This is a genomic window from Jannaschia pohangensis (assembly GCF_900113875.1).
GTDB lineage: Bacteria > Pseudomonadota > Alphaproteobacteria > Rhodobacterales > Rhodobacteraceae > Jannaschia > Jannaschia pohangensis.
The window spans coordinates 121,488-148,245 of the sequence record NZ_FORA01000004.1 but is presented as its reverse complement, the minus strand read 5'-3'; the positions used below and the strand labels follow the sequence as shown (position 1 = coordinate 148,245).

25 protein-coding genes and 1 pseudogene are annotated in these 26,758 nt (G+C 66.2%); 11 read left to right on the top strand and 15 right to left on the bottom strand.

What is annotated here, in order from left to right; translation table 11 throughout:
- Positions 1-47 precede the first annotated feature (47 nt).
- Genes lptF through rsmA form a run of 6 tightly spaced genes read left to right on the top strand, consistent with a single transcriptional unit; the run spans position 48 to position 7,403 of the window.
- Entirely contained in the window at positions 48-1,169 is a 1,122-nt protein-coding gene (lptF, locus tag BM002_RS14490) for an LPS export ABC transporter permease LptF (protein ID WP_175484920.1), read from the top strand.
- Complete coding sequence (gene lptG, locus BM002_RS14485; RefSeq protein WP_092782668.1) at positions 1,166-2,263, top strand: LPS export ABC transporter permease LptG; 1,098 nt, start codon at positions 1,166-1,168, stop codon at positions 2,261-2,263. Before lptF ends, lptG begins: the two co-directional genes overlap by 4 nt.
- The gene (locus BM002_RS14480; RefSeq protein WP_092782665.1) at positions 2,263-4,398 is read left to right on the top strand and encodes an LPS-assembly protein LptD; all 2,136 of its coding nucleotides are present in this window, start codon (positions 2,263-2,265) and stop codon (positions 4,396-4,398) included. The genes lptG and BM002_RS14480 overlap by 1 nt, the downstream gene beginning before the upstream one ends.
- 11 nt (positions 4,399-4,409) lie before the next feature.
- On the top strand, positions 4,410-5,615 hold the full coding sequence (locus BM002_RS14475) for a peptidylprolyl isomerase (RefSeq protein ID WP_175484919.1): 1,206 nt from the start codon (positions 4,410-4,412) through the stop codon (positions 5,613-5,615).
- Positions 5,596-6,570 carry a 4-hydroxythreonine-4-phosphate dehydrogenase PdxA gene (pdxA, locus tag BM002_RS14470; protein ID WP_092782659.1) on the top strand — a complete coding sequence of 325 codons (975 nt, stop codon included), beginning with the start codon at positions 5,596-5,598 and terminating at the stop codon, positions 6,568-6,570. The genes BM002_RS14475 and pdxA overlap by 20 nt, the downstream gene beginning before the upstream one ends.
- Positions 6,567-7,403: a 16S rRNA (adenine(1518)-N(6)/adenine(1519)-N(6))-dimethyltransferase RsmA gene (rsmA, locus tag BM002_RS14465; RefSeq protein WP_092782656.1), complete on the top strand. Its 837-nt coding sequence runs from the start codon at positions 6,567-6,569 to the stop codon at positions 7,401-7,403. Before pdxA ends, rsmA begins: the two co-directional genes overlap by 4 nt.
- 9 nt (positions 7,404-7,412) lie before the next feature.
- Here the strand turns inward: rsmA and BM002_RS19570 are convergent, their stop codons facing one another.
- From BM002_RS19570 to prfA, 4 genes and pseudogenes are all read right to left on the bottom strand, one after another.
- Entirely contained in the window at positions 7,413-7,607 is a 195-nt protein-coding gene (locus BM002_RS19570; RefSeq protein WP_245749290.1) for a hypothetical protein, read from the bottom strand.
- Between the two features lie 324 nt (positions 7,608-7,931).
- Positions 7,932-8,120 (bottom strand): annotated as a pseudogene (locus BM002_RS19565) (DUF4167 domain-containing protein); the annotation flags it as partial.
- Between the two features lie 164 nt (positions 8,121-8,284).
- Positions 8,285-9,181, bottom strand: a complete 897-nt coding sequence (gene prmC / locus BM002_RS14455) for a peptide chain release factor N(5)-glutamine methyltransferase (RefSeq protein WP_092782650.1) — start codon at positions 9,179-9,181, stop codon at positions 8,285-8,287.
- Positions 9,178-10,233: a peptide chain release factor 1 gene (gene prfA / locus BM002_RS14450; RefSeq protein WP_092783289.1), complete on the bottom strand. Its 1,056-nt coding sequence runs from the start codon at positions 10,231-10,233 to the stop codon at positions 9,178-9,180. Before prfA ends, prmC begins: the two co-directional genes overlap by 4 nt.
- A 77-nt stretch (positions 10,234-10,310) precedes the next feature.
- Between prfA and BM002_RS14445 the strand changes: the two genes are divergently transcribed.
- Entirely contained in the window at positions 10,311-10,538 is a 228-nt protein-coding gene (locus tag BM002_RS14445) for a hypothetical protein (protein ID WP_092782647.1), read from the top strand.
- Here BM002_RS14445 and BM002_RS14440 read toward each other — a convergent pair.
- On the bottom strand, positions 10,528-10,968 hold the full coding sequence (locus tag BM002_RS14440) for a DUF6314 family protein (RefSeq protein ID WP_139212385.1): 441 nt from the start codon (positions 10,966-10,968) through the stop codon (positions 10,528-10,530). The two genes, BM002_RS14445 and BM002_RS14440, sit on opposite strands and share 11 nt — an antisense overlap.
- Before the next feature lie 87 nt (positions 10,969-11,055).
- Here BM002_RS14440 and purB point away from each other — a divergent pair, with 87 nt between their 5' ends.
- From purB to BM002_RS19340, 3 genes are all read left to right on the top strand, one after another.
- The gene (purB, locus tag BM002_RS14435) at positions 11,056-12,357 is read left to right on the top strand and encodes an adenylosuccinate lyase (RefSeq protein WP_092783286.1); all 1,302 of its coding nucleotides are present in this window, start codon (positions 11,056-11,058) and stop codon (positions 12,355-12,357) included.
- Positions 12,358-12,405: 48 nt separating this feature from the next.
- A complete protein-coding gene (locus tag BM002_RS19345) occupies positions 12,406-12,567 on the top strand; it encodes a hypothetical protein (protein WP_175484917.1) in 162 nt (53 codons plus the stop codon).
- Positions 12,568-12,649: 82 nt separating this feature from the next.
- Positions 12,650-12,817: a hypothetical protein gene (locus BM002_RS19340; RefSeq protein WP_175484916.1), complete on the top strand. Its 168-nt coding sequence runs from the start codon at positions 12,650-12,652 to the stop codon at positions 12,815-12,817.
- 10 nt (positions 12,818-12,827) lie between these two features.
- Here the strand turns inward: BM002_RS19340 and guaD are convergent, their stop codons facing one another.
- Complete coding sequence (gene guaD / locus BM002_RS14430; RefSeq protein ID WP_092782640.1) at positions 12,828-14,105, bottom strand: guanine deaminase; 1,278 nt, start codon at positions 14,103-14,105, stop codon at positions 12,828-12,830.
- 88 nt (positions 14,106-14,193) lie between these two features.
- Between guaD and mgtE the strand changes: the two genes are divergently transcribed.
- Complete coding sequence (gene mgtE / locus BM002_RS14425; RefSeq protein ID WP_175484915.1) at positions 14,194-15,582, top strand: magnesium transporter; 1,389 nt, start codon at positions 14,194-14,196, stop codon at positions 15,580-15,582.
- Between the two features lie 18 nt (positions 15,583-15,600).
- Here mgtE and recN read toward each other — a convergent pair whose 3' ends face one another.
- From recN to BM002_RS19660, 9 genes are all read right to left on the bottom strand, one after another.
- Complete coding sequence (gene recN / locus BM002_RS14420; protein ID WP_092782634.1) at positions 15,601-17,253, bottom strand: DNA repair protein RecN; 1,653 nt, start codon at positions 17,251-17,253, stop codon at positions 15,601-15,603.
- A 49-nt stretch (positions 17,254-17,302) separates the two neighbouring features.
- Positions 17,303-18,142, bottom strand: a complete 840-nt coding sequence (locus BM002_RS14415; RefSeq protein ID WP_092782631.1) for an outer membrane protein assembly factor BamD — start codon at positions 18,140-18,142, stop codon at positions 17,303-17,305.
- A gap of 94 nt (positions 18,143-18,236) precedes the next feature.
- Positions 18,237-19,151 (bottom strand): UDP-3-O-acyl-N-acetylglucosamine deacetylase, encoded by a 915-nt coding sequence (gene lpxC / locus BM002_RS14410; RefSeq protein ID WP_092782628.1) that lies wholly within the window; start codon positions 19,149-19,151, stop codon positions 18,237-18,239.
- A 313-nt stretch (positions 19,152-19,464) separates the two neighbouring features.
- The gene (ftsZ, locus tag BM002_RS14405) at positions 19,465-21,057 is read right to left on the bottom strand and encodes a cell division protein FtsZ (RefSeq protein WP_092782625.1); all 1,593 of its coding nucleotides are present in this window, start codon (positions 21,055-21,057) and stop codon (positions 19,465-19,467) included.
- 140 nt (positions 21,058-21,197) lie between these two features.
- Entirely contained in the window at positions 21,198-22,526 is a 1,329-nt protein-coding gene (ftsA, locus tag BM002_RS14400) for a cell division protein FtsA (RefSeq protein ID WP_092782622.1), read from the bottom strand.
- Positions 22,523-23,422 carry a cell division protein FtsQ/DivIB gene (locus BM002_RS14395; protein ID WP_092782620.1) on the bottom strand — a complete coding sequence of 300 codons (900 nt, stop codon included), beginning with the start codon at positions 23,420-23,422 and terminating at the stop codon, positions 22,523-22,525. The genes ftsA and BM002_RS14395 overlap by 4 nt, the downstream gene beginning before the upstream one ends.
- Positions 23,410-24,336 carry a D-alanine--D-alanine ligase gene (locus BM002_RS14390; protein ID WP_092782617.1) on the bottom strand — a complete coding sequence of 309 codons (927 nt, stop codon included), beginning with the start codon at positions 24,334-24,336 and terminating at the stop codon, positions 23,410-23,412. Before BM002_RS14390 ends, BM002_RS14395 begins: the two co-directional genes overlap by 13 nt.
- Positions 24,337-24,416: 80 nt before the next feature.
- A complete protein-coding gene (gene murB, locus BM002_RS14385; RefSeq protein ID WP_092782614.1) occupies positions 24,417-25,334 on the bottom strand; it encodes a UDP-N-acetylmuramate dehydrogenase in 918 nt (305 codons plus the stop codon).
- 38 nt (positions 25,335-25,372) lie between these two features.
- Entirely contained in the window at positions 25,373-26,740 is a 1,368-nt protein-coding gene (locus tag BM002_RS19660) for a hypothetical protein (protein ID WP_175484914.1), read from the bottom strand.
- Positions 26,741-26,758: the final 18 nt, after the last annotated feature.

The window sequence follows — 26,758 nt, the reverse complement described above, 5'->3', positions numbered from 1 at the left end:
TGCGCCGATCAAGCCCGCTAGGAAGGGTAAAACCAGCACCCGGGGGGATGCGCTTGGCCCTTTTCGACCGATACCTCACCGGACAGCTGATGGCCTATTTCGGCTTTTTCAGCCTTGTTCTGGTGGCGGTCTATTGGGTCAATCGCGCGATCAGCCTGTTCGACCGCTTGATCGCCGGGGGCTCCAACGTGGCGACGTTTCTGGAATTCACGCTCCTGGCGCTGCCCAATGTGATCTACGCGGTGCTGCCGATTTCCGCGCTTGTCGCCACGCTCTATGGCGTGAACCGCCTGTCCGCCGACAGCGAGATGATCGTGGCCCAGACAACCGGTCTTGGGCCCTGGCGCATGGCCCGTCCGATCCTGATCTTCGGGCTGATCGTGGCGGTCATGGTGTCGCTTCTGGGTCACATCCTGGTGCCTCTGTCGCGCACGATCCTGGCCGAACGCGGCGAGGTTCTGTCGCAGGACGTCACCGCCCGGTTCCTCAAGGAAGGAGAGTTCCTGCACCCTGGTTCCGGCATCACTGTCTATGTCCGCGAGATCACCGACGAAGGCGAGTTGTTGGGCCTGTTCCTGCAAGACCGGCGCAGCCCCGCGGTGCGGACGTCTTACACCGCCGAGCGGGCCTTTCTTGTCCGCGCGGACACCGGGACGCGCCTCGTGATGGTCGATGGCATGGCCCAGACCCTTCAGGTGGCGACGCGCAACCTTGTCACCACCGCCTTTGATGATTTCGCCTATGATCTGGCCGGGCTGGCCGGGGTCGATACCGGGCGCAGGCAGGACCCGCGCGAATTGTCGACGCCCGCCTTGCTGGCCGCCGGGACCGAAGCACAGGCCGCCACCGGCGCCGATGTCGCCAAGCTTCGGTTCGAGGGGCACGCAAGGTTTTCCGAGGCGATCTTCGCGCTTGGCCTGCCGCTGATGGCGCTCGGGTTCCTGCTGCTCGGGGGGTATTCGCGCCTGGGGCTGTGGCGACAGATCCTGGGGGCGGTGGTGGCGGCCATCCTGCTCAAGATGCTGGCCAACGTGGCCGAGAATGCGGCGCGGGGCGACGCGGATCTCTGGTGGCTTGTCTATCTGCCCGCCCTGCTGACCCTTGTCATCGGCGCGGCCCTTGTCTGGCGCGACACACGCGGACCGCGCCTTCTTGGGGCGCCGACATGATCCTGACGTTCTATCTCGCGCGCCGGTTCCTCTGGCTGGTCCTGATCGTGGCGCTGGTCTTCACGGCCCTTCTGCTGCCCATCGACCTGATGGAGCAATTGCGCCGCCTCGACGGTCAGGATGCGGGGCTTGGCGACGGCCTGCGGCTGGCGGCGTTGAACCTCCCCGCGGCGCTCTATCAGATCCTGCCGCTGATCGTGATCCTGTCTACGCTGGCACTGTTTCTGTCGCTGGCACGGTCGTCCGAACTTGTGGTGATCCGCGCGGCCGGGCGGTCAGCCATGCGCGCCCTGATGGCCCCGGTCATCACGGCACTTCTGGTGGGGCTCATGGCGCTGTTGATCGTGAATCCCATCGTGGCCGCCACACAGGCCGCCTATGAGCGCGAGATCACGCGCTGGCGAACCGGCGTCAGCAGTGTCCTGTCGGTCAGCGAAGAGGGCGTCTGGCTGCGCCAGGGCGATGGCACCGGCCAGACAGTGATCCGCGCGGCCCGGTCGTCCCTGGATGGCACAATCCTGTTCGAGGCGACCTTCATCGCCTTCAACGCGGGCGGCACCCCGATCGAGCGGATCGACGCCGCCCGTGCGGAGCTGTCCCGGGGTCAATGGCTGCTGGAGGATGCGAAATTCTGGCCGCTCGGCACGTCCGACAACCCCGAGCGCGATGCGCGGTCCGAGGCGGTGGCCACCCTTCCCTCGACCCTGACGTTGGCCCAGATCCGTGACAGCTTCGGCGTCCCTTCCTCGGTCCCGATCTTTCAATTGCCCGCCTTCATCCGACAACTGGACGCCGCCGGCTTTTCGGGGCGGACGCATCGCGTCTGGCTGCAGATGGAACTGGCGAACCCCCTGATGCTGGCTGCGATGGTGATGATCGGCGCGGCATTCTCGATGCGTCACGTGCGGTCGGGGCGGTCGGGCGTGATGGTTCTGACGGCGCTGCTGCTCGGCTTCGGCATCTTCTTTCTGCGCAACTTCGCGCAGGTTCTGGGGGAAAACGGCCAATTGCCGATCGTCCTTGCGGCCTGGTCGCCGCCCCTTGCCGCGATCCTGCTGTCGGCCGGGATCATCCTGCATCTGGAGGATGGGTGATGCTGCGGGTTGTCCTGACACTTCTGCTGCTCCTGCTGCCGACCGTGACCGCGCTGGCGCAGGGTGCGCCTGCCACATTGGTCGCGGACCGGATCGATTTCGACGAAGGCATCCTGACGGCCTCGGGCAACGTGGAGATCTATTCTGACGGACGCGTCCTTCGGGCCAGTCGCATCACCTATCTGCGGGCCGAGGACCGGCTGATCGTCGAGGGGCCGCTGACCCTGCTGGACGGGCCGGACGCGATCCTGATCGCCGATTTCGCGGCGCTCAGCGCGGATTTGCGCGACAGCGTCCTGCAAGGCGCGCGCCTGGTGCTGAACGAACGGCTTCAGATCGCGGCGACCGAAATTGCGACCGGGGCCGAAGGGCGCTACACCCAACTTTACCAGACCGTCGCCTCGTCCTGCGAAATCTGCGCTGAGGGCGGGACGCCACTGTGGCAGATCCGCGCCCGGCGGGTCGTCCACGACAAGGACGAACAGCAGCTCTATTTCGAGAACGCCACTTTCGAAGTGGCGGGCATTCCGGTGGCCTGGTTTCCGTCGCTCCGCCTACCGGACCCGACGCTGGAGCGGTCGCGCGGCTTCCTGTCTCCGCGGTTCTCCTCCGATGACCTGCTCGGGACGGGCATCACGGTCCCCTATTTCATTCCGCTCGGCCCGTCCCGCGACCTGACGCTGGCGCCGTTCTTGACCAACGAAGAGGCGCGCAGCCTGGGGTTTCGCTATCGGCAGGCCTTCGACAACGGGTCTGTCCTGGTCGATGGCGCCGTCAGCAAGGACAAGGTCCGGCCCGGCGAGACGCGCGGCTATGTCTTTGCGGAAGGCGTGTTCTTCCTGCCCCGCGACTATCGTCTGGAGTTCGGAATCGAGGCGGTCAGCGATGAGACATATCTGCTGAATTACGACATCACCGAAAAGGACCTGCTGGAAAGTCGCTTCGCCATCACGCGGGTGGACCGCGACGACCGCTTTCTGGCCGAAGTCCTGTTCTTCAACACCCTGCGCACCGGGGAGGAAAACCGTTTTCTTCCGACCCCCGTCTTCACCGTCGAACGGCAGCGTCGGGTGCCCCGCGCCTTTTTCGGCGGTCAGGCAATCTGGACCCTTCAGGCCCACGCCCGTCAGCGCCGTGCCGATGTCGTGCCCCCGGGCTTTCCGGCCAGTTCCGCGCGCGACGTGCTGCGCGCCTCGGCGGCCTTCGACTGGCGGCGCACGCAGATCACCGACGGCGGTCTGGTTATGACCGGGATGGCCGGGCTGCATTTCGACGCCTACAACGTCAATCAGGACGCGACCTTCACCGACCGGACCTTTGCCCGCGCAGTCCCCTATGCGGGTCTTGAACTGAGGATGCCGCTGGCGCGCAGCGAGGTGGGCGGCGTCCGCCATGTGATCGAACCCGTGGCCCAGGTGATCCTGTCGCCGTCCAACCGCGCCCTGACCCCGGCCGAAGACAGCCTCACACCCGAATTCGACGAGGGCAACCTGTTTTCGCCACAGCGGTTCGCGGGCCGCGACACGCGGGAGTTGGGCAACCGGCTGAACATCGGCGTCAGCTATACCCGCTATGACCCCTCGGGCTGGACATTGGGGGCGACCATCGGGCGGGTCTGGCGCGACGAAGACCTGGGGCAGTTCCGCGTGGGCACGGGCCTTGGCGGCACGGCGTCCGATTGGCTCTTCGCGGCATCGGCCAGCTATGAGGACCGGCTGGAGATCATGCAGCGGTCGCTTTTCTCCGACGGGTTCGAGTTCTCAAGCTCCGAGACGATCCTGCGCTGGAATGGCGACCGGCACGCGCTCGAGACACGATACACTTGGCTCGAGTCGGATGCCGGCGCCGGTCGGCCCCGCGACACATCCGAATGGGAGGTCGACGCCTCCTATGATCTGGGCGGCGACTGGACGGGACGGGCGAACTGGCGCTATGACTTCGTCACCAACGATGCCAGCCGCGCCGGGCTTGGCCTGACCTATCGGTCCGATTGCGTGACGGTGGATTTCGACGTGGAGCGGCGCTTCACCTCGACCGCCTCGTTGCAACCGACCACGAAGTTCGGGCTTGGCGTGGAACTGGCCGGGTTCGGAGCAGACGACCGGCGCGACAGGCAACGGCGCTGCGGCTTATGAGAGGGCGGGCAATGAGACGATTTCTGGCGGCGCTGATGGTTTCGGCCTTCGCGATGCTTTCGGTGGCGACACCGGCGGCGGCACAGCAACCCTTCGCGGCGGCGGCCACGGTGAACGGCGTGTCGGTCACCAATTGGCAGGTCGATCAACGCGCCTTGTTCTTCTCGCTCCTGCGCGCCCCCGGGGCCGATGTCGAAAGCGTCACCGACACCCTCATCAACGAGACGTTGCAGGTCTCGGCCGCCCGTGCCGCCGGGATCCAGCTGACCCCCGAAGAGCTGGACCAGGGACTTGTCGAATTTGCCAGCCGGGCGAATCTGACCCCCGATCAATTCATCGCGGCCCTTGAGCAGGCCGGTGTCGCGCCCGAGACGTTCCGCGATTTCGTGCGCAACGGTCTCTACTGGCGCCAACTCGTGCAGCAACGGTTCGGCCCGCGCGCCCGCCCCACGGACGCCGAGGTGCGGCGCGGTCTGGCCCGGGGCGGTCAGGGCGGCGTGCGCCTGCTGATTTCCGAAATCGCGATCCCGCTGACCCCCGAAACCCAGGCCGAAGTGCAGGAACTGGCGCAGCGCCTGTCCGACACGCTGAGCGGTCAGGCCGCCTTCGAGCAGGCGGCCCGCACCTATTCGCGCTCCAACACCGCGCGGGCCGGGGGACGGCTCGACTGGATCGATCTGTCGACGCTTGCCCCGCCGATTGCCAGTGCGGTTCTGCCGCTTGGGCCGGGCGAGGTATCGCAGCCCGTCAACCTCGGCTCCTTCATCGGCCTGTTCCTGCTGCGCGACCTGGACGAGAGCGCGGCGAGCGCGCCCGAGGGGCTGTCGGTCGACTACGCGATCTATCGCATCCCGGGCGGGCGCACGTCCGAGACGCTGGCCGCTGCAGCGCGCCTCGAGGACGAGATCGACGTCTGCGACGACCTCTATGGCGTGGCCAAGGGGCAGCCCGAGGGCGTGCTGACCCGCGAAGTCCGCGCCGTGACCGACCTGCCCTCCGACCTGCGTCAGGAACTGGCCAAGCTGGACGACAATGAGGTCTCGACCCTGCTGTCAGACGGGGCGAACCTGCAATTCGTGATGATGTGCGGCCGGGTCAGCGAACCGACCGAGGAAGCGTTTCAGGCCCTGGGCCAGCAACTGCTGAACCAGCGCCTGACGAGCTATGCGCAAAGCTATCTCGACGAGCTGCGCGCCGATGCCATCATCACCCGATAGACCCCGCGCGCCCCTGGCCGTCACCTGCGGCGAACCTGCGGGAATCGGACCGGAGGTTGTCGCCCGGGCCCGCGCGCGCACCTCTGCGCCGTTCTTCGTTCTGGGCAACCCCGATCACTTCGCGGGCTTCGGGATCGAGACGCGGACGATCGACGCCCCGGCGGATGCCCGGTCGGATATCCTGTGTATCCTGCCCCATGACGTCCCCGGCGCCGCGATCCCCGGCCAGCCCGTCGGCGCGCAGGCCGCGGGCGTAATCTCGGCCATCGCGCGGGCGGTCGATCTGGCGACGACAGGTGCGGCCAGCGGGATCGTGACGGCCCCCATCAACAAGAAAGCCCTGAAGGACGGGGCGGGTTTCCCCCATCCCGGCCATACCGAATACCTGGCGGCCCTGGGCGGGGACGCGGACGTCGTGATGATGCTTGCCTGCCCCGAATTGCGAGTTGTTCCAGCGACCATCCACATCCCGCTGTCGCAGGTGCCTGCGACCCTGACCCCCGCCACGCTGGAAACCGTTCTGCGGGTCACCCACGCGGGACTGATCCGCGATTTCGGCATCGCGCGGCCCCGCATCGCTGTCGCGGGCCTGAACCCCCACGCGGGCGAAGGCGGCACCATGGGGCGCGAGGAGGTCGACTGGATCGCCGATCTGGTTATCCGCCTCGCTCCCGACCTGGGCTGTTTCGGCCCCCTGCCCGCCGACACGATGTTTCACGCTGCCGCCCGCGCGGGCTATGACGCGGCAGTCTGCATGTACCACGACCAGGCCCTGATCCCGATCAAGACCATCGACTTTGCGGGCGGCGTCAACGTGACCCTTGGCCTGCCGTTCATCCGCACCTCGCCCGATCATGGCACCGCCTTCGATATCGCAGGACGGGGACTTGCCGATCCGACCTCCATGGTGGCCGCGATCGAGATGGCCTGGGACATGGCCGGACGCCGCGGATGAGCCAGATCGACGACCTGCCGCCACTGCGTGACGTGATCGCGACCCACGACCTGCGGGCCAAGAAATCGCTTGGGCAGAATTTCCTGCTGGATCTGAATCTGACCTCGCGGATCGCCCGCGTCGGCGGCGCGCTCGACGGTGTGGATGTGCTCGAAGTCGGACCTGGACCCGGCGGCTTGACCCGGGGTCTGCTGGCCGAGGGGGCGCGCAAGGTGCTGGCCGTCGAAAAGGATGCCCGCTGCCTGCCCGCGCTGGCCCAGATCGCGGCGCGCTATCCCGGACGGCTGGAGGTGGTGAACGCCGATGCGCTGGAACTCGACACATCGGCCCATCTGACGCCGCCGTGGCGGGTGGTGTCGAACCTGCCCTACAACGTGGGGACCGAGCTTCTCATCCGCTGGCTCACGCCCGCAAGCTGGCCGCCGCCGTGGGAAAGCCTGACGCTGATGTTTCAGAAGGAAGTGGCCGAGCGGATCGTCGCGGCCCCCGGGTCCAAGGCCTATGGCCGCCTGGCCTTGCTGGCGCAATGGCGCTGCGACGCGCGGATCGCGCTGACCCTGCCGCCCGAAGCCTTCAGCCCGCCGCCCAAGGTGCATTCCGCCGTCGTGCATCTGACCGCCCTGCCCGAACCCCGGTTCCCCGCCGACCCGCAGGTCCTGGAGCAGGTGGTGGCCAAGGGTTTCAACCAGCGGCGCAAGATGCTGCGCGCAGCCCTCAAGGGGCTGGTTCCGGATGTGGAGGATCGATTGCGCGCCGCCGGTCTGAACCCGACGGACCGCGCCGAACAGGTCCCGCTCGAAGGCTGGTGCGCCCTGGCCCGCGAACTGGCCTGACGCGCGGCGTCAGCCCTCGGCAGCAGGTTCGGCAGGCGTGTCCAGAATGCTTGGGTCCGCGATGCCATCGGCCGATTTGGCAGGGGCCTTCTTGCGGGTGCGCGTCCGCTTGGGCTTTTCGGCCTTCGGCTCTTCGGCGCGGGCCTCGGGTGTTTCCACCAGACCGCTGTCGCCCTGGGCGGCCTCGATCACATCGGAATCCATGCTGTTGTCGGACTGGGCATGATCATCGGACGCAGCATTGCGGGTGTCGCGGGAATCACGGCGACGGTTGCCGCCGCTGTTGCCCTGCGGGTTGTTACCCTGCTGATTGCCGTTGTTCTGCTGGTTGCCCTGATGGCCACCGCCACCTTGCTGGTTGCCGTTATTCTGGCCGCCCTGCCCGTTGCCGTCCTGCTGGTTGTTCCCAGCATTCTGGCCCTGCTGGTTGTTCTGGTTGTTGTTCTGCTGCTGACGCGCATCGATTTCCTTCTGCGCGGCGGCCAGCATCCGCGTGTAATGCTCGGAATGCTGCTGGAAATTCTCGACGGCAACGCGGTCACCGGACAGCTGCGCATCGCGGGCCAGCTGATTGTATTTTTCGATGATCTGCGCGGGCGTACCGCGCACCTTCCCCTCGGGGCCGGAGCTGTCGAAAACGCGATTTACGATATTGCCGCCGCCCTGAGGGCTACGGTTACGGCTCTTGTTCCGCGAACGGGACTTGCTGCTTCTCATGCGTGAAGGGTTCCGCTAATTTTGCCGGGGACCTTGCCCGCCGTGCGGGTCACCTGGGTCCGGATTGATCGGGCGTTGCAACAGGCGACGTGGTAATCTGCGTCATCTACTGAATGCACTCTTGTTATGGGTCTGCCCGCGCTGACTTACAAGGCGATTCGTCTTCAGTTTGCGCGTTTTTCCGCTGCAACGACCCGGTCCTTGCCGTTTATGTCTGCAATCACCCGGATCGACGTGAATTGAGCCGCCTCAAAGAGCGCCGTCACGGCCGCGGCCTGCCCTGCCCCGATCTCCACCAGAAGATGGCCTCCGGGGGTCAGATGCTCCGCGGCCCGCGAAAGGATCGCGCGGTAGGCGTCCAGCCCATCACCGCCGGGGGTCAGGGCCAGATGCGGCTCCCAGTCGCGAACGTCGGGGGAAAGACCCGCCATTTCTTCGGCGCTGATGTAGGGCGGGTTGGAGACGATCATGTCGAACGACCCCTCCACCGCCGAAAACCAGTCCGACTGAGTCAGGGTCACGCGGTCCGCGACGCCGAGGCGTTCCGCGTTCTCGGCGGCCACGGCCAGGGCGGCGGGCGATATATCGGTGCCCACCCCCGTCGCGGTCGGGCATTCGTGGAGGATCGACAGCAGAATGCACCCCGACCCCGTCCCAAGGTCGAGGACACGCTCGAACGGGATGGGCGGCCAGTCATGCGACGGGGCGTCCTGCCACCGATCCGGGTCGCGCAGCCGGTGGGCGCGCGCATCGAGCGCCGCCTGGACCAGCGTTTCGGTATCGGGCCGGGGGTCGAGGACATCGGGCGTCACCCGGAAATCGTGCATCCAGAACGCGCGCCGACCGATGATCTGCGCCACGGGCTGGTGACGGATTCGCCTCGCGACCGCCGCGTCATAACGCGCGGCCACCTCCGGCGTCATCGTCTCGCCGCCGCCCACGGCAGGCTCACCGATGGCCACCCAAAGCGCCGAGGCATCGCGCGCCGGATCGGGGATGCCCGCCACCTCCAGTCGGCGACGCGCATCGGCAATGGCGCGGGCCACGTCCCGCGCGCTCATCCGTTCATCTCGGCCAGAAGCTGCGACTGAAGATCGGCGGTCAGCGCGTCGATCACATCGTCGAGGTCGCCCTGCAGGATCGCGTCGAGCTTGTAGAGCGTCAGGTTGATCCGGTGGTCCGTCATCCGCCCCTGGGGGAAGTTGTACGTCCGGATGCGCTCGCTTCGGTCGCCAGTGCCGACCTGTGCGCGGCGGTCGGCGGAACGCTCGGCGTCGAGTGCGGCGCGCTGCGCCTCGAACAGGCGGGCGCGCAGGACGTTCATCGCGATTTCGCGGTTGCGATGCTGTGATTTCTCGGCGCTCGTCACCACGATGCCCGTGGGAAGATGGGTGATGCGAACCGCCGAGTCGGTGGTGTTCACGTGCTGGCCGCCAGCCCCCGAAGCCCGCATGGTGTCGATGCGGATGTCACTGGCGGGAATGTCGAGGTCGACCTCCTCGGCCTCGGGCAGGACCGCGACGGTGGCGGCCGAGGTGTGGATGCGCCCGCCGCTTTCGGTCGAGGGCACCCGCTGGACCCGGTGGACGCCCGACTCGAATTTCAGGCGGGCAAAGACGTTCTCACCCTCGATCCGCGCGACCAGTTCCTTGATCCCGCCGAGATCGGTTTCCTGCCGCTCCACCACCTCCAGCCGCCAGCCGCGCGCTTCGGCATAGCGGCGATACATCCCTTCGAGGTCGGCGGCGAAAAGCGCGGCCTCGTCCCCGCCGGTGCCCGGGCGGATCTCCAGAATCGCAGGTCGCGCATCGGCTGCATCCTTCGGCAGAAGCGCGATCTGCAGCGCGACCTGCCCCTCCTCCAGTTGTGTCTCCAAATCGGGCAGTTCCAGTTGGGCAAGCTCCGCCATCTCCGGATCGGCCAGCATGGCGCGGGCTTCGCTGATCTGGCGTTCAAGGCGACGATGGGCCCTAACCTGTTCAACGACCGGCCTTAAATCGGAATACTCACGGGTCAGATCGGCGATTTCATCGGCCTGCGGACCCGCGTTGAGCCGCGCTTCGAGGAACTCGAAACGGGCGAGAATTTGGTCAAGGCGGTCAGAGGGGATCATCGTTCTGTCCATGCGCGGCAGCGCGCGCTTGGTCAAGGGCCGGGCGCGTGGTAAGGTTTCCGGACGGAGGTTCCACCATGAAATCGGTTCTTTTCCTCGCGCTCCTCGGCATATTTCCGGCCGCAACGCTGGCCCAATCGGGCCGCGTCATCCCCTGCGAATGCCGCGACACCTTCGGCAACCTCCATGATGTCGGCGAGCAGGTCTGTCTGACGGTCGGCGGGCGCAGCTTCATGGCGCGATGTGCCATGGCCCAGAACGTCACCATCTGGCGCGATACGGGCGATACCTGCCTCAGCAGCTGAGACGAGAATAGCGGCTCAGGGCGCGGTAATCCTTGCGCGGGCCCCTCACACGCCACCGGACGGACCAGTTCGGCCAAACCCCGAAATCATAGGTCAGGCGATAGTCATCGGGCGGGCAATCATGCGCGGCTTGGATGCGGTGGCCCTCCGTCCAATCGATGACGTGGAACGGGCGGCCGTCACCGAAGGCCACGGCGATCCCCTCGCCCTCGGCGCGCCAGAGCGTCATCCGGGTCGCCGTCACGGGCGCGGCACCGTCGATCACCAGCGTCCCCTCTTCGTGGCAGGTCAGGCCACCATCGCCGTCGCCCCAGGTCGCGTGCCCGCGAAACCGCGCGGTCGGCCCGCCCACATGGCGGATCACGCGAACCAGACGCCACTCCCCGCGCAGGGCAGCCAGGCAAGCCGCGGCACTTGGTGGCATGGTCATCGGCGGGGTTCCTTGCGGACAGGGCGCGGCCAACATATGACGCCCGCGAACCTCTTGCCAGCCGCGTCCGTCCGAAAGGTCCTGCCGATGATCCCCCGCTATTCCCGCCCCGACATGGTCGCCATCTGGTCACCCGAGACGAAGTTCCGCATCTGGTTCGAGATCGAGGCCCACGCCTGCGACGCGATGGCCGACCTGGGCGTGATCCCCAAGGCCAACGCCGAAGCGGTCTGGAAGGCGAAGGACGTGCAATTCGATGTCGCCCGCATCGACGAGATCGAGGCCGTCACCAAGCATGACGTCATCGCCTTCCTGACCCACCTGTCCGAAATCATCGGCAGCGACGCCGCGCGCTTTGTGCATCAGGGCATGACCTCCTCGGACGTGCTGGACACCACATTCAACGTGCAGCTGACCCGCGCCGCGGACCTTCTGATCGCGGACCTGGAGGGCCTGCTGGCCGCCCTGAAGCGCCGCGCGCTCGAGCACAAGAACACGGTCCGCATCGGTCGGTCCCACGGCATCCATGCGGAACCGACGACGATGGGCCTGACCTTTGCGCGCTTCTATGCCGAAATGGATCGCAACCTGACCCGGCTGCGCACCGCGCGGGCCGAAATCGCGACCGGCGCCATCTCGGGTGCGGTCGGCACCTTCGCCAACATCGACCCCGCCGTCGAGGAGCACGTCTGCGCCAAACTGGGCCTGACGCCCGAACCCATCAGCACGCAGGTCATCCCCCGCGACCGCCACGCCGCCTTTTTCGCCTGCCTCGGCGTGATCGCCAGCAGTGTCGAGAACATCGCCATCGAAATCCGCCACATGCAGCGGACCGAGGTGCTGGAGGCCGAGGAATTCTTCAGCGCGGGCCAGAAGGGCTCGTCGGCCATGCCGCACAAGCGCAACCCGGTCCTGACCGAAAACCTGACCGGCCTTGCCCGTCTGGTGCGCATGTCCGTCATTCCCGCGATGGAGAATGTCGCCCTCTGGCACGAACGTGACATCAGCCATTCGAGCGTCGAGCGGACCATCGGACCCGACACCACCGTGACGCTCGACTTTGCCTTGGCACGGCTGACCGGCGTCATCCACAGGCTGGTGATCTATCCCGACAACATGCTGGCCAACATGAACAAGTTCCGCGGTCTGGTCATGTCGCAGCGCGTCCTGCTGGCCCTGACGCAAGCCGGCGTCAGCCGCGAGGACAGCTATACTCTGGTGCAGCGCAACGCGATGAAGGTCTGGGAAAAAGGCGCCGATTTCATGACCGAGCTGCTCGCCGACGCCGATGTCCGCGCCGCCCTGTCCGAAGAGGAGATCCGCGAAAAGTTCGACCTGGGCTATCACACCAAGCACGTCGACACGATTTTCGCCCGGGTCTTCGGATAACGGTCAAATCATGCTAGGCTTGCGGGACACTTGACCCCGGAGGCCGCCATGATCCGCAGACTTTCCCTGTCTTGCCTGTTCCTTGTTGCAGCACCCGCCATGGCGGAGCATCCGCATTCCGTGATCCAGGACGACCCGCATCAGACCTGCACCGCCGGGACCGCGTGGGACGACGAAATCGCGGGGTGCATGCCCGTCGTTTCGGGCTGACCCGCCTGCGACACTGCGGCATTTGCCCGATGGGAAAATCAGGCTAACGTTAGGTCACGCAAAATCAACCTCGGAGCCGACCATGAAGACAGTAAAGACCCTTCTCGCCGCCACCGTTCTCTCTGCGGCACCTGCCCTCGCCATTGCGGAATGCTCCTATGGCAAGCTGCAACAGCAGGCCCAGTCCTGTGCCCCCGGCACCAGTTGGGACGGCGAAAAGGCCGCCTGCGTGGCCGACACGACAAGCTGACCCGAACCGGTCATTTCATCGGTTTGCCAGCGACATAGGTTTGGGCGACGGCGCGGTCGTCGCCCATCATGATCGTCGGAAAGACCGCTTCCCACACATTCTGCGCACGCGCCGACCGCTGCGAAATGGCAGCTGTCGACGCCAGATCGAGCACAACCAGATCGGCCATCGCGCCGATTTTCAGGCGTCCGATATCCAGCGCATGAAGCGCCCTCGCCGAGCCTTCGGTCGCCAGCCACAGCAGTTGTGCCGGATGCAACGCTTGTCCCCGCAATTGTGCCACTTCGTAGGCCGCCGCCATCGTCCGCAGCATCGAAAAGCTCGACCCGCCGCCCGTGTCCGTTGCCAGCCCGACCCGCAGGCGCCCCGTCAGCGACATGTCGAACAGGCCCGACCCGATGAACGTATTCGACGTCGGACAATGGACGACCGCGGCCCCGACCTCGGCCAGCCGGTCCACCTCCCGCGGCTCAAGGTGAATGGCATGCCCATAGATGCCCCGGGGGCCAAGCAACCCATGCATCTCGTAGGTATCGAGGTAGTCGCGCGCGTCCGGGAACAGGTCACGGACCCAGGCGATTTCGTCCACCTGCTCGCTCAGATGCGTCTGCATCAGGCAGTCGGGATGTTCAGTCCAGAGGGCGCCAAGGGCCGACAATTGTGCGGGCGTGGAGGTCGGCGAAAAACGCGGCGTGATCACATACGACGCGCGCCCCACGCCGTGCCACCGGTCCAGCAACGCGCGACTTTCATCATATGCCGATTGGGCCGTATCGCGCAGGTCGTCCGGTGCATTCCGGTCCATGCAGGTCTTGCCCGCCCAAGCGGCCATGCCCCGCGTCGCGGAGGCCTTGAAAATCGCATCGACGCTGCCCGGATGGATCGTGGAATAGGTGCAGAAACTGGTGGTGCCATGGGCGAGAGCGAGGTCCAGGTACCGCTCCGCAATCGTCGCGGCATAGGCCGGGTCGGCAAGCCGCGCCTCTTCGGGGAAGGTATAGGTATTGAGCCAGTCGATCAGGCGCTTGCCCCAACTCGCGATGATCGCGGTCTGCGGATAGTGGACATGGGCGTCGACGAATCCGGGCAGGATCAGATGCGCGCCGTGCGACACCTCGGATGCGCCCGGAAATTCGGCGCGCAACCGGGCGACCGGGCCGACGCCGACGATCCGGCCTTCGGCCACGGCGACGGCACCCGAAGGTTCGTGGCGCGCCGCCGTTTCAGGCGGAACGGCGAAGGGATCATCGTCGAAGGTCAGAACCTGACCGGTAATCAGCTGTGTCATGCCCCCGGATACCGCGCCGCAGAAATCGCCGCTACCCCTTGTGCCTCAGGCACGCTATCCCCCGGACGAACCCGCAGTGGAGGCCGCCATGTCAGAGCCGCAGATGAATGATGACGACAGCCTCGAAGACGAGATCGAGCTGGATGAGCCGCGCCTGCGTCTGATCCAGATCGCGCTGGATGAACGCGACCAGACGGCGCTGGACGACCTGCTGGAGCCGCTGCATGGCGCGGACATCGCCGACATTCTGGAGCAGATCAGTTCTGCCGAACGCGGCACCCTGATCGCGCTCTGGTCGGGGCACATCGATGGGGAAATCCTGTCGGAACTCGACGAGTCGCTGCGCGAGGAAGTGCTGGACGCACTGCCTGCCGAGGACGTGGCCGAAGCCGTTCGCGAGCTTGATACCGACGATGTCGTCGACCTGATCGAGAACCTGGACGACGACGATCAGGCCGTCGCCATCATGGGCGCGCTGAACGAAGCGGACCGGTTCGCGGTCGAGCGCGCGCTGAGCTATCCCGAATATTCCGCCGGTCGTCTGATGCAGCGCGAAGTGGTGGTCGCGCCGTCGTTCTGGACCGTGGGTCAGGCCATCGACTTCCTGCGCACGGCGGAAGAGCTGCCCGAACAGTTCTACCATGTGATCCTGATCGACCCGCGGATGCGACCCGTTGGCCATGTGACCCTGGGCAAGATCCTGTCCACGTCGCGCGACACGCCACTATCCGAGATCGAAGAGGAAAGTTTCCGCACCTTCGATGCGACCGATTCCGAGACCGAAGTCGCCTATGCATTCAACCAGTACCACCTGATTTCCGCCGCCGTGGTGGACGAGGACGACCGCCTTCTGGGCGTCATCACCATCGACGACGCGATCCGGATTCTGGACGAGGAAGCCGAGGAGGACATCCTGCGACTGGCGGGTGTGGACGCGGAGGAATCGATCTCGAACCGGACACTCGGCGTGGTCCGGCGGCGCTTTCCCTGGCTTTTCGTCAATCTGATCACCGCGATATTGGCCTCGATCGTGATTTCGCAGTTCGAAGGCATCATCACCGAGATCGTGGCTCTTGCTGTGCTGATGCCGATCATCGCCTCGATGGGGGGGAACGCGGGCACCCAGTCGCTGACCGTGGCGGTGCGCGCACTGGCCACACGCGACCTGACCGGGGCGAACGTCTGGCGGGTTATCCGGCGCGAGGTCATCGCGGGCGGCATCAACGGGATGATCTTCGCGGCCCTGATGGCGGCGGTCGGCGTGATCTGGTTCGGCAGCCCGATGTTGGGGGTCGTCATCGCCGTGGCGATGGTCATCAACCTGGTCGTCGCCGGTCTGGCGGGAGTCGGCATTCCGGTCGTGCTGGAAAAGGCGGGCATCGACCCGGCCCTTGCTTCTGGCGCATTCGTGACGACGGTTACGGATGTCGTCGGGTTCTTTGCGTTCCTTGGTCTTGCGGCGCTCTGGCTGATCTGAAGACGCGTGACCCGGCCGTCAGACGGCGGCGTCGAGAAGGGCCTGGGCCGCGCCGCGTGCGGCATCGGTGATCGTGTCCCCGGCCAGCATCCGGGCGATTTCGTCCAGCCGCTCGTCTTCGGCCACCGGGGTCACCGTCGACAGGGTCATGTCACCCTCGACCCGTTTGGCGACGCGCCAGTGATGGCTTCCAAGGGCGGCTACCTGCGGCGAATGCGTCACGACGAGCACCTGCCCCCCGTCGGCCAGGGCCTTGAGACGGCGACCCACGGCATCCGCCGTCGCGCCCCCCACACCCCGGTCGATCTCGTCGAAAATGAGGGTCAGGGAGCGGTCGCCGCCCGTCAGGCAGACCTTGAGGGCGAGCAGAAAGCGGCTGAGCTCCCCGCCCGATGCGATCTTGCCGAGCGGCCCTGCGGGCGCGCCCGGGTTGGTCGCGACTTCGAAGGCGACTTCGTCCTGCCCCTCCGGTCCGGGTGTGCCCGGGGTCACCCGCGTGGTGAAGGTCGCCCGGTCCATCTTGAGCGGCGCCAGTTCGCGCGCCATGGCCGCGTCGAGCTTTCCGGCGGCGGCACTGCGCAAGGCAGTGAGCAGGCCCGCGGCCTGGGCGAATTCCGCCTCGGCGGCGGTCAGGTCGGCCTGAAGGTCGGCCAGCCCGCCCTCGGATGCATCCAGAAGGTCGAGACGACCGCGCAGGTCTTCGGCAAAGGCGGCAAGGTCATCGGCCAGGACACCGTGCTTGCGGGCCATGGCGCGGATCGCGAAGAGACGCTCTTCGGTGTCCTCAAGGTCGCGGGCATCGAAGGTCAGCATGTCGAGGCAACTTTCGACACCTGCCTGCGCTTCGCCCAGTTCGACCATCGCGCGATTCAGCGCATCGAGTGCTTCGCTCAGGGCCTCTCCGGCGTGGTCGGCGGCCCCTTCGAGCCAGCGGACGGAGTCGACCATCAGGCCCTCGGCACCTTGCGGCCCGATGGCATGGAGCGACTTTTCCACGTCGTCGCGGATGCGGGCGGCGGCCTGCATCAGGCGGCGGCGCTGGTCCAGATGCGCCTCTTCGCCCGGTTCGGGGCGCAGGCGGTCGAATTCCGCGACAGCGTGGCGCAGGAAGTCTTCCTCGGCGCGGGCGGTCTCGGCCACGGCGCGCGCGGCACTCAGCGCCTTGCGGCAGCGCGCGACATCGGCCCAGGCCGTGCGCACGGGGCCGAGATCGGCGCCCGCGAAGTCATCCAGCAACGCCCGGTGCCCGCGCACATCCAGCAGGCCGCGATCATCGTGCTGCCCGTGCAGTTCCAGCAATTTATCGGACAGCGCCCGCAACACCTCGCCCGTGACCCGCGTTCCGTTGACCCAGGCCGTCTTGCGCCCGTCGCGCCGGTTGACGCGCCGCATCAGCAGCTCGCCGTCATTGTCGGGGATCTGGTGTTCGGCCAGGACGGCATGGCCCGGGTGATCGGCGGGCAGATCGAAACTGGCGACGACTTCGCCCTGATCCGCGCCCGCGCGCACCAGTTCGGCCCGACCCCGCCAGCCCAGGACAAACCCGAGCGAATCCAGAAGGATGGATTTGCCCGCCCCCGTCTCGCCGGTCAGCACGTTCAGCCCCGCGCGGAATTCCAGCGCGAGGTGATCGATGATGAGCATGTCACGGATTTCGAGACTTCGAAGCATGGCAGGTCAGCTTTGCAATTGGGCGCGCGGTGCGTGCACAGCACACACCCTACAGCCAGCGACCCTTGATTGTCCGGTCATAAACCGCACGAAGCCAGCTGGACCCCCGCGCCTCGGGCGACAGACCCTGACCGTTGAGCTGCCGGAAGGCATCGTCATAGAACGGCGACGACTGGAAGTTGTAGCCCAGGATGGCACCGGCGGTCTGCGCCTCGTCGGCGAGGCCGAGCGCGAGGTAGGCTTCGACCAGACGCATCAGCGCCTCGGGCGTGTGCGTCGTGGTCTGGAACTCCTCGACGACCGCACGGAAGCGGTTGATCGCCGCGGGGTAGTGGCCGCGCAGCAGGTAGTAGCGCCCGATCTCCATCTCCTTGGCGGCGAGATGATCGAAGGCGAGGTCGAATTTCAGGATCGAGGAACGGGCATATTCGCTGTCGGGATAGCGTTCGATCACGGTCCGCAGGGCCTGCAACGCCTGGAACGTCAGACCCTGATCGCGGCCCACCTGATCGATCTGGTCGTAGTAGGACAGCGCCAGAAGATACTGGGCATAGGCCGCGTCTTCGTCGGCAGGATAGAAATCGATATAGCGCTGTGCCGCCGCGCGGGCGTTCTCATAGTCCTGATCCTTGTGGAACGAGAATGCTTGCATGATGAGGCCGCGCTTGGCCCATTCGGAATAGGGATAGAGGCGTTCGATCTCGGAAAAGAGCTGCGCCGCGTCGTCCGCATCGCCGCGATCAAGTTCACGTTCCGCCTGTTCGAAGATCGTCTGGGGTTCAGTATCTTCCAGCGCAAGTTCGTCGCCACCGCCACAAGCAGCGAGCAAGGCCGAAAGCGCAAGCGCCGCCAAGGGTTTGCCACGTCGTAGCTGAAGCCGATCCGTCATGCACTCATATCCCTGCCCCGCCCCCTTCGGAGGCTTGGGGCACCATAGAGCGGCAAGTCGAGGCTGTGAAGCGTCGGCATTCGGAAAAGCCACGTCACAGATGCGCGAACACATCTTTCTCAAGGCCCGCACCGGGCAAGAGCCGGCATTCCGACGCTTCGAGCGTCCGGATGCGGTAGGCCAGCGGGTCGGCAAAGAGCGCGCGCAACAGCTTGTTGGTCAGCGCATGTCCCGCACGCACGCCGGTATAGCGGCCCAGGATCGGGGCGCCGGCCAAGGCAAGATCGCCGAGCGCGTCCAGCATCTTGTGGCGCACCGCTTCGTCCGCGTGGCGCAGGCCTTCGGGGTTCTCGACCAGGTCGCCGTTGACCACGACCGCATTCGACAGCGATCCGCCTAGCGCCTTGCCCGCGGCCTGCATCGCGTCGACATCGGCGCGACGGCAGAATGTCCGGCTGTCGCAGAGTTCACGCACAAAGGTTCCGTTCGACAGGCGCAGGACCTTGTGCTGTTGCCCGATGGCCGCGTCCGAAAAGTCGATGGCGAAGTCGATCTCGAGTTCTTCGGCTGGCGTCAGCGTGGCCGTGGCCAGACCATCGGTCACGTGGACACGGCGCAGAACCTCGATGGCATGGACCGGCGCGTCGAGCTTGCGAACCCCGACACGCAGGATGGCGCGCACGAAATCGGCGGCGGATCCGTCGAGGATCGGCACTTCGGGCCCGTCGATCTCGAGAATGGCGTTGTGGACACCGCACCCCGACAGGGCGGCCATCACATGTTCGACCGTCGACACGGAGACACCGGCCTCGTTGACCAGGAGGGTGCAGAGCGGCGACGTCTCGACCACGTTGTGGCGCGCGGCGATCATGGTATCGCCATCGAGATCGGTGCGACGGAACCAGATGCCGTGATGTGCCGGAGCCGGATGAATGGTCAGCCGGGCGACGCGCCCTGCGTGAAGACCGACGCCGGTGAACCGGATGATGTCCTTGACGGTGGTTTGCATGTGCCTGCCGATCTGTTGCTTCGTGCCACTAGGTGGGCGCGTTTCTACAACCTTGACCTAAGCAAACGGTCCCGTCCTCGCAATTCAACGCTGGTTACGGCCTGAAACAGCGATGCGGCGGAATGGGCAAGAAATTGCCGACGCCATGCCCGGACAGGATTAATTCATAGAATTCAACACAAAAGGACAGGCATCCGACCGGGCCTTGTCGCCTGCGGGGAAGAGTCTTGTGATGGGGACGCTGCGGCAATTCATCCACTGAAACGCAAACGGCGGCCCAAAAGGCCGCCGAATGGTTGGATCTGGCTTTGGTTCAGTTGGCCTGACGACGCAGGAACGCGGGGATCTCGATCCGCTCGTCCGTTGCTTCGGGGGCCTTTTCCTCGACCTTCGGTGCGACCGGGGCCGCGGCGTGACGCTGAACCGGAGTGTCCCCGGTGCCGGTCATGCGGTTGATGAGCGATCCGATCCCGAACCGGGCCGAGCCATCGGGAGTCGTCGGGCGCGCGGCAGGTGCGGTCGGAGCACTTGCGACGCGACGCTCTCCGTTCAGGACGGCGGCGCGCAGACGATCCATCGCCTCGGGGGTCGGGGTTCCGGCAGGGCGGGGCGCGGTGAAGCTGGCCTGCGGGGCTTCGGCGGCGTGAACGACCGGCTCCGGCGGGGCCGGGGTGTAGGCAGGCGCCGGCAGAACGTCGTCGGCCTCGGGGGCGGAGAAGAAGTTCTCGGCGAGGGCTTCTTCTTCGGCCTCCTGCTGGTCGACGGCGTCAAAGAAGCTCGGCGTTGCGGGCTTTTCCGTCACCTCGGGCTCCTGCGCGGCTTCCACGGCTGCGGCGGCAGCAGGGGCCGCGACGGCGGCGGCCTGCACGTCGGCGGGGGCCACGGCATCGGCCATCCGGCGGCGCGGCAGCGGTGCGTCCAGCGACGAGGCGCTGGCGTCGATGCCGGTGGCGACGACCGAAACGCGCATCACGCCTTCCATGGAGGGATCGAGGGTGGAGCCGACGATGATATTGGCATCCTCGTCCACTTCCTTGCGGATGCGGTTCGCGGCTTCGTCCATCTCGAACAGGGTCAGGTCGTGACCGCCGGTGATGTTGATGAGAACGCCCTTGGCACCCGACAGCGACAGCTCGTCCAGCAGCGGGTTGGCGATGGCCTTCTCGGCGGCTTCAACGGCGCGATCCTCGCCCTCGGCCTCGCCGGTGCCCATCATGGCCTTGCCCATCTCGTCCATGACCGACCGGACGTCGGCGAAGTCGAGGTTGATCATGCCCGGACGGACCATGAGGTCGGTCACGCCCTTGACGCCCTGATAGAGCACGTCGTCGGCCATCGAGAACGCCTCGGTAAAGGTCGTCTTCTCGTTGGCGAGGCGGAACAGGTTCTGGTTCGGAATGATGATGAGGGTATCGACGACCTTCTGAAGGGCTTCGACGCCCTCTTCGGCCTGGCGCATCCGCTTGGTGCCTTCGAACTGGAAGGGCTTGGTGACGACGCCGACAGTCAGGATACCGAGCTCGCGGGCGGCCTGCGCGATGATCGGTGCGGCGCCGGTCCCGGTGCCGCCGCCCATGCCGGCCGTGATGAAGCACATGTGCGCGCCGGCCAGGTGGTCCACGATCTCTTCGATGGTCTCTTCGGCGGCAGAGGCGCCAACGGCGGGCCGCGCGCCGGCCCCCAGACCTTCGGTCACACGCGCGCCAAGCTGGATGCGGCACTGCGCGTGGTTCTGCGCCAGCGCCTGCGCGTCGGTGTTCGCGACGACGAACTCCACGCCCTCGAGATCCTTCTGGATCATGTTGTTGACGGCGTTACCCCCGGCCCCGCCGACACCGAAGACGGTGATGCGCGGACGCAGGTCGATCTCGGCGGCTCCGCCGGGCATGGTAAGGTTCAATGTCATTGCTCAGTCCACCTGTGTTATGCGGCCCTGCCTCAGGCCATTGTTGCGAATTTATCGCCTTATTTTCGTCACAGTTTAACCGGCGATTGTGACCTCGTCACCCCAAAATCGAATCGGTCAACCGAAATCGGCAAGGTTTTTCACCAGTTGTCGCGAAACCAGCGCACAGCCCGGCGCAACGACCGCCCCGAGGTGCGTTCCGGCACGGCGTTGAAGTCCCAGAATTCGTCCTGCGGCTCGGCGCCTTGCATGCACAATCCGACGCAGGCGGCGAAGGCCGGTCCCTTGGCGGCTTCGGGCAGACCCTGAACCCGGAGCGGGCGACCGAGGCGGACCTGATTGCCCAGGATGCGCGCGGCCAGGCCGTCGAGACCCGGGATCTGGCTGGCCCCGCCGGTCAGAACGATCCGCTGGCTCGGCAGTTCATTGAACCCGGCCCGGTCGAGGGATTTGCGCACTTCTTCCAGGATCTCCTCGATCCGCGGCCGCATGATCCCGATCAGCTCGGTGCGGGTCACCGACCGCCGGTCGTGGTGCCAATCGCCGGTATCCGCCTCGAGCGCGATGATCTCGCGGTCGTCCATGCCGGTGGCCACGACGCCGCCATAGCGGGTCTTGATCATCTCTGCGGTCTGCGCCGGAATATGCAGGCCCTGGCTGATGTCGGACGTCACATGCGCCCCGCCGAAAGCCACGGTGTCGGCATAGACCATATGCTTGCGCATGAAGATCGACACGCCCGTGGTCCCCGCCCCCATGTCGATGCAGGCGGCGCCCAGTTCCTTTTCATCCTCGACCAGCGCACTGGTCGCCGCGGCATAGGGCGCGCTGGCGAGGCCCGCGACTTCCAGGTCACAACGATGGATGCAGGTCAGAAGGTTCTCGATCGCATGGGCGTCGACCGACAGAAGATGCATGTCCGCGCGCAGCATCTCGCCAGTCTGGCCGCGCGGGTCGCGCAGCGTCGTGCGATGGTCGATGCCGAAGTTGACGGGCTGCGCGTGCAGCACTTCGCGGCCTGCCCCCAGATCGGGCGTCTCGATGGAGCTGAGGACGCGGGCGATGTCGTGCACCGAACAGGGCCCGCTTTCCAGAACGACTTCGCCCTGCAACGGCCAGGACGTGGGCCGCCCCCCCGAGAAACAGGCGATTACATGGTCGACCCGGACATTCGCCATCTTCTGGGCGCCCTGCACGGCGGTGCGGATCGCGCGCTCGGTCTCGGGCATGGCGTCCACTTCGCCCCGACGGATCCCGCGCGACCGGGTCGTCGTGGCCCCGATGACGCGGAAATTCGATTGCCCGGCCATGTGGCCAACGCCCTCGCCCTGCGGCGTATTCTCTTCGAAACGCAGGACAAGGCAGGCCGTCTTGTAGGTGCCCACGTCCATGATCGCGACGACCCCGCGTTGCAAGGCGGCCTGACGTTTGCGGCGCATGGCCTTCTGGGCTTGGAACAGGCGGCTCATTCATTTCCCTCTAACAAGGACAGACGTTCAAGATCCTGGAGACGCCGCAATTCGCTGCGCGCCTCGGGTGACAGGCGAAGGATGGGGCGCGACGCGATCCGAAGGTCGACTGCGGCCACGTCGCGCTCCAGCACGTCCTTGGCCGCCTGCATCGCCAGCGCGCGGTCGAGCGCCGCGGCCGGAGCCTCTTCGGGCAGCATGATCCGCTGGCCCCGCGTCAGCTGCACATCCCACCGCCGGTTGCCCACGCGGGTCAGCCCGACCAGGCGGTCGGTGATCGGGGCCGCAACTTCGATCAGGGCGAGCGCTTCGGGGACATGCTCCTCGGCTCCGGTGCCGCCGATCAACGGCAATCCGCCTGCCGACGCGATGTCCGACAGGGTGGCGACGCGATGGCCGGTCGCGTCCAGCACCTCGATCCCCTCGTCATGCTGCCAGACCACGGCCGGCTGACGCTCCGTCACCTTGAGGAGCAGGACACCCCCCGCCTTGATGCGCACTTCGGCGGCAAGAACGGGGTCGAGATCCTGCAAGAGCTTGCGCAGCGCATCCATGTCGAGCTGGAACTGGCTGAGCGGCAGGTCGATGGGCAGCGCTTCCTGGATATCGGATTGCAGCTGCTCGCTCGCCCCTTCGATCCGCATCAGGCTGACGGTGAACTCGGGCCGGTCCTGAACAGCCTGCACCCACCCTCCCCAGGTGTCGACGATGGCGGTGATCCGGACGGGATCGTTGATGTACCAGGTGAACAGGAACACGAAACTGAAACTCGGGATACCAGTCCGCACCAGCGCCTTGAACAGCGGCGTGAGCCACAGCCTCTCCATCCTGTACTGCCACTTGGACGGCGCGGGGTCGGCGACGGGGCGGACGGGGGGCGGCGTCAACGGTTGCATGACGCGTCCTCCACCAGAATGCGGCAGAGCGGACCAAACCCGATCCCCGCATGGGCGGCCTGTTCAGGCGTCAGCGAGGTCGGCGTCATGCCCGGCTGCGTATTCGTCTCCAGGATGATCAGGCCCTTGAGACCCTGCCCCTCGTCCCACCGGAAATCGGTCCGGCTGATGGTGCGACAACCAAGCGCCCAATGGGCGCGCAGGGCAAAGTCCTGGCAGGCGGCAAAGATCGCGGGCGGCAGGTCAGCCGGCAGGGAATGCCGCGATCCGCCCGGCGCATATTTCGCCTCGTAGTCGTACCAGCCGTCGGTGTGGATTTCCGTGACCGTCAGCGCCCGCTCTTCGCCCGGTGCCCCGAGGACCGTGCAGGTCAGCTCACGCCCCGGCGCAAAGGCTTCGACCATCACGTCGTCGGGCATCGTGTCGGGCAGGACCGGCGGCTCCTCGGCATCCCTCGGGACGATGTAGATGCCGACCGAAGAGCCTTCGTTGTTCGGTTTGATGACGTAGGGCGGCGGCATCACATGCTCTTCCATCGCCTCTTCGCGGCTGACGATCTCGCTCTCCACCACCGGCAGGCCCGACATGCGGAAGATCGCCTTCGTCCGGCTCTTGTCCATCGCGGTGGCGGACGCCAGCACTCCGGAATGGGTATAGGGCAACCGCAGCCATTCGAGCAGGCCCTGAATGCAGCCATCCTCGCCCCACCGACCGTGCAGGGCGTTGAACACAACATCCGGTGCCGCCTGTTGCAGGGCAGACACGATATCTGCCCCGGGATCGATCTGCGTCACGCGAAAACCTTCGCTGCGCAAAGCCGCGACACAGCCTTCGCCGGTCGAAAGACTGACATCACGTTCAGCCGACGGTCCGCCCATGAGGACGGCCACATGTTGGGGAGCCCTGCCCGACATACCCAATATCCTGCGCCTCTGGCCCGGCCTTTTGACCGTGACCTGTTTTTATGCCCGGGCCTCTGACGGGCCGTTCCGGGTCACGCCGGGTCACCGACCCGCATGATTTCCCATTCTAGCGTCAAACCACTCGCGTCGAAAACCTTTTTCCGCACGGCCTCGCCCAATCCTTCCAGATCGGCCGCCGTGGCGCCCCCGGCATTGACAAGGAAATTCGAGTGTTTCGGGGACATTATCGCCCCGCCAAGCGTCGCCCCCCGCATCCCCGCATCGTCGATGACCTTCCAGGCCTTCAGGTCGTGCACGTCGTCCGCCTTGCCGGTCGAGGAGAAACCGGCGGGGTTGCGGAAGGTGCTGCCCGCGCTGCGGTCCTTGGTGGGCTGCGTCTCATCGCGTTTGGCCAGCTGCGCGGCCATGCGCTCTTCGAGGTCGGCGGGATCGCCCCTGCCCGCGCGAAAGGTGGCGCGGGTCAGGACGTGGCCTTGGGGCAGATCCGAGGACCTGTAGGCCAGCTTCAGATCGGCCGCCGGAATTGTCACCGCCTCCCCGCTGCGCGTCACCGCCTGAACCTCGACCAGATGGTCGGCGGTATAGCTGCCATAGCACCCCGCGTTCATCCGCACGGCGCCTCCGATGGACCCCGGAATGGTGCGCAGGAACGTCAGGTCAAGCCCCGCCTGCGCCGCACGCCGCGCCACATGGGCATCCAAGGCGGCGGCCCCCGCGTGCACCAGATCGCCCTCGATCTCGATCCCGTTGAAGCCCCGGCCCAGACGGATCACCACCGCCCGCAGCCCCCCGTCCCGCACGATCAGGTTGGACCCGACCCCCATCGGGAAGACCGCGACCCTGGCGTCGAGATCGCGCAGGAACGTCTGCAAGTCGTCCATGTCCGCCGGCTGAAACAAGGCATCCGCAGGCCCGCCGACCCGCAACCAGGTGAGGTCGGCAAGCGGTCGGTTTTCGGTCAGGGTGCCACGGACGTTCGGATAGGTCATGGGGGTTGGTTAGGCGGGGAATGGGGGTGGGGCAAGGGTCAGGAGCCGCCCGCCGATGTCTTCAAGTAATCATTTGCGGCAGAAATCATCTGCGCAACGTTCTTCCGCGCGAACGCGAGCGAAGCAACGATGACCCCATGTTGCACCGGGATACCCATCTGGAAGAGCAGCGCGGTGGAACCGGCGACGAGGCCGAGATCGACCACATTCCCGCCTGTGGACCAGACCTTTTCGATGACTTCATCTGCCTTATCCCTTGGAAGCGCCTTGAGCTTTTCCAGATAGAGCTTTCCAAGGCTGACGAGTTCTTCGGCATCCGCATCCGATGGACCGCCCTCTTCCGGGACGAGCGCGCTGATCCGCGTCAGTGCCTCGCTCATCGTCACATATGTCGCGATTTGTTTTCGGCAGAGATCAGGCTGCTCGGCATTCAGAAAGTTATTCTGCTGCCACCTCTCGATTTCCAAAACGATGAATTGCTGGAGCGCATCGATTGTCGGCGGGATCAACTGTCGGTTTTCGACAACGGCAGTTTGGACCCTCTGGATTTCCGTCTTTGTCGCCCTCGGCTGTCGCTCAAGTTCAGTGTCGAGATCAAAGGGTAGCTGGTTCTTGTATCGCTCCCAAATCGCGTTGATCACCGGGAGGGCGACGTCGGGGCCTGCATCCCATGTGTCGGGGGGGATCAGCGCGATTTCTTCGAGCATGTCCCAGTTGGGCTCCTGCCCCTTGGGGTCGAGGATGCAGTCGTACCAGTCTGTCCAAAAGGCCCAGATCCCCGTTTGGCCGGATTGGGCAAGATGGTTCCGAACGTCTTGCCAGGTTTGGCGGAGCGGGCCCTCGTCGGGCCAAAGCGGCTGAGACGCCATCTTTCCTCCGCCTACGAGGGCTTCGCAGTCGGCGCGCAAAACCGGCCAAATGGCGTCGGCGGCGGAGCGGGCGGCGGCGGTGCTTGCGGCAGCGGCTGAGCGGGCGGCGGCGGCGGTGTCGGCGGCGGCGGAGCGGCGGGCTGCGGCGGTGTCGGCGGAGCGGGCGGCGGCGGCGGCGGCGTCAACCGCGTGGGCGGGGACTAAGCCGGCGACGAGGAAGGCGGCGCCGCCGACGGGGTCGGCGGCGGCGAAGGCGGAGGAGGCGGCAGAACTGATATCCCCGGTTGGTCGCACCGTCGAAACTGAGGATATCAGAAGACAGCGCAGAGTGAAAAGCGGCGTCAAACCCTTGCGCTGGAGCTGCAAATTCTGCGCAACCGCTTGCCACCAGAGCGGCATCACCCGCAGCGCTGCGCGCACGGCTATCGTCACCGCGATCCGCCTGTAGTCGGCCTTCTCCGCCTCCGTCTCGGACGGCAAAGCCTCCAGCCAAGCCTGCAGGCTGTCGCGGTCCACAATCTCGGAAATCTCAACCATGCGCGCACCCTGCCCCGC

Excerpts from the sequence above, each read along its gene's own strand:
- lptF (WP_175484920.1), top strand. The coding sequence starts at position 48 with ATGCGCTTGGCCCTTTTCGACCGATACCTCACCGGACAGCTGATGGCC.
- purB (WP_092783286.1), top strand. The coding sequence starts at position 11,056 with ATGATCCCCCGCTATTCCCGCCCCGACATGGTCGCCATCTGGTCACCC.
- ftsZ (WP_092782625.1), bottom strand. The coding sequence starts at position 21,057 with ATGACATTGAACCTTACCATGCCCGGCGGAGCCGCCGAGATCGACCTG.
- BM002_RS14440 (WP_139212385.1), bottom strand. The coding sequence starts at position 10,968 with ATGACCATGCCACCAAGTGCCGCGGCTTGCCTGGCTGCCCTGCGCGGG.
- lptG (WP_092782668.1), top strand. The coding sequence starts at position 1,166 with ATGATCCTGACGTTCTATCTCGCGCGCCGGTTCCTCTGGCTGGTCCTG.
- BM002_RS14415 (WP_092782631.1), bottom strand. The coding sequence starts at position 18,142 with ATGACGGATCGGCTTCAGCTACGACGTGGCAAACCCTTGGCGGCGCTT.
- BM002_RS14390 (WP_092782617.1), bottom strand. The coding sequence starts at position 24,336 with ATGTCGGGCAGGGCTCCCCAACATGTGGCCGTCCTCATGGGCGGACCG.
- BM002_RS19660 (WP_175484914.1), bottom strand. The coding sequence starts at position 26,740 with ATGGTTGAGATTTCCGAGATTGTGGACCGCGACAGCCTGCAGGCTTGG.
- murB (WP_092782614.1), bottom strand. The coding sequence starts at position 25,334 with ATGACCTATCCGAACGTCCGTGGCACCCTGACCGAAAACCGACCGCTT.
- BM002_RS14480 (WP_092782665.1), top strand. The coding sequence starts at position 2,263 with ATGCTGCGGGTTGTCCTGACACTTCTGCTGCTCCTGCTGCCGACCGTG.
- recN (WP_092782634.1), bottom strand. The coding sequence starts at position 17,253 with ATGCTTCGAAGTCTCGAAATCCGTGACATGCTCATCATCGATCACCTC.
- ftsA (WP_092782622.1), bottom strand. The coding sequence starts at position 22,526 with ATGAGCCGCCTGTTCCAAGCCCAGAAGGCCATGCGCCGCAAACGTCAG.
- prfA (WP_092783289.1), bottom strand. The coding sequence starts at position 10,233 with ATGATCCCCTCTGACCGCCTTGACCAAATTCTCGCCCGTTTCGAGTTC.
- pdxA (WP_092782659.1), top strand. The coding sequence starts at position 5,596 with ATGCCATCATCACCCGATAGACCCCGCGCGCCCCTGGCCGTCACCTGC.
- lpxC (WP_092782628.1), bottom strand. The coding sequence starts at position 19,151 with ATGCAAACCACCGTCAAGGACATCATCCGGTTCACCGGCGTCGGTCTT.
- BM002_RS19345 (WP_175484917.1), top strand. The coding sequence starts at position 12,406 with ATGATCCGCAGACTTTCCCTGTCTTGCCTGTTCCTTGTTGCAGCACCC.
- rsmA (WP_092782656.1), top strand. The coding sequence starts at position 6,567 with ATGAGCCAGATCGACGACCTGCCGCCACTGCGTGACGTGATCGCGACC.
- BM002_RS19570 (WP_245749290.1), bottom strand. The coding sequence starts at position 7,607 with ATGGATTCCGATGTGATCGAGGCCGCCCAGGGCGACAGCGGTCTGGTG.
- BM002_RS14395 (WP_092782620.1), bottom strand. The coding sequence starts at position 23,422 with ATGCAACCGTTGACGCCGCCCCCCGTCCGCCCCGTCGCCGACCCCGCG.
- guaD (WP_092782640.1), bottom strand. The coding sequence starts at position 14,105 with ATGACACAGCTGATTACCGGTCAGGTTCTGACCTTCGACGATGATCCC.
- mgtE (WP_175484915.1), top strand. The coding sequence starts at position 14,194 with ATGTCAGAGCCGCAGATGAATGATGACGACAGCCTCGAAGACGAGATC.
- BM002_RS19340 (WP_175484916.1), top strand. The coding sequence starts at position 12,650 with ATGAAGACAGTAAAGACCCTTCTCGCCGCCACCGTTCTCTCTGCGGCA.
- BM002_RS14445 (WP_092782647.1), top strand. The coding sequence starts at position 10,311 with ATGAAATCGGTTCTTTTCCTCGCGCTCCTCGGCATATTTCCGGCCGCA.
- BM002_RS14475 (WP_175484919.1), top strand. The coding sequence starts at position 4,410 with ATGAGACGATTTCTGGCGGCGCTGATGGTTTCGGCCTTCGCGATGCTT.
- prmC (WP_092782650.1), bottom strand. The coding sequence starts at position 9,181 with ATGAGCGCGCGGGACGTGGCCCGCGCCATTGCCGATGCGCGTCGCCGA.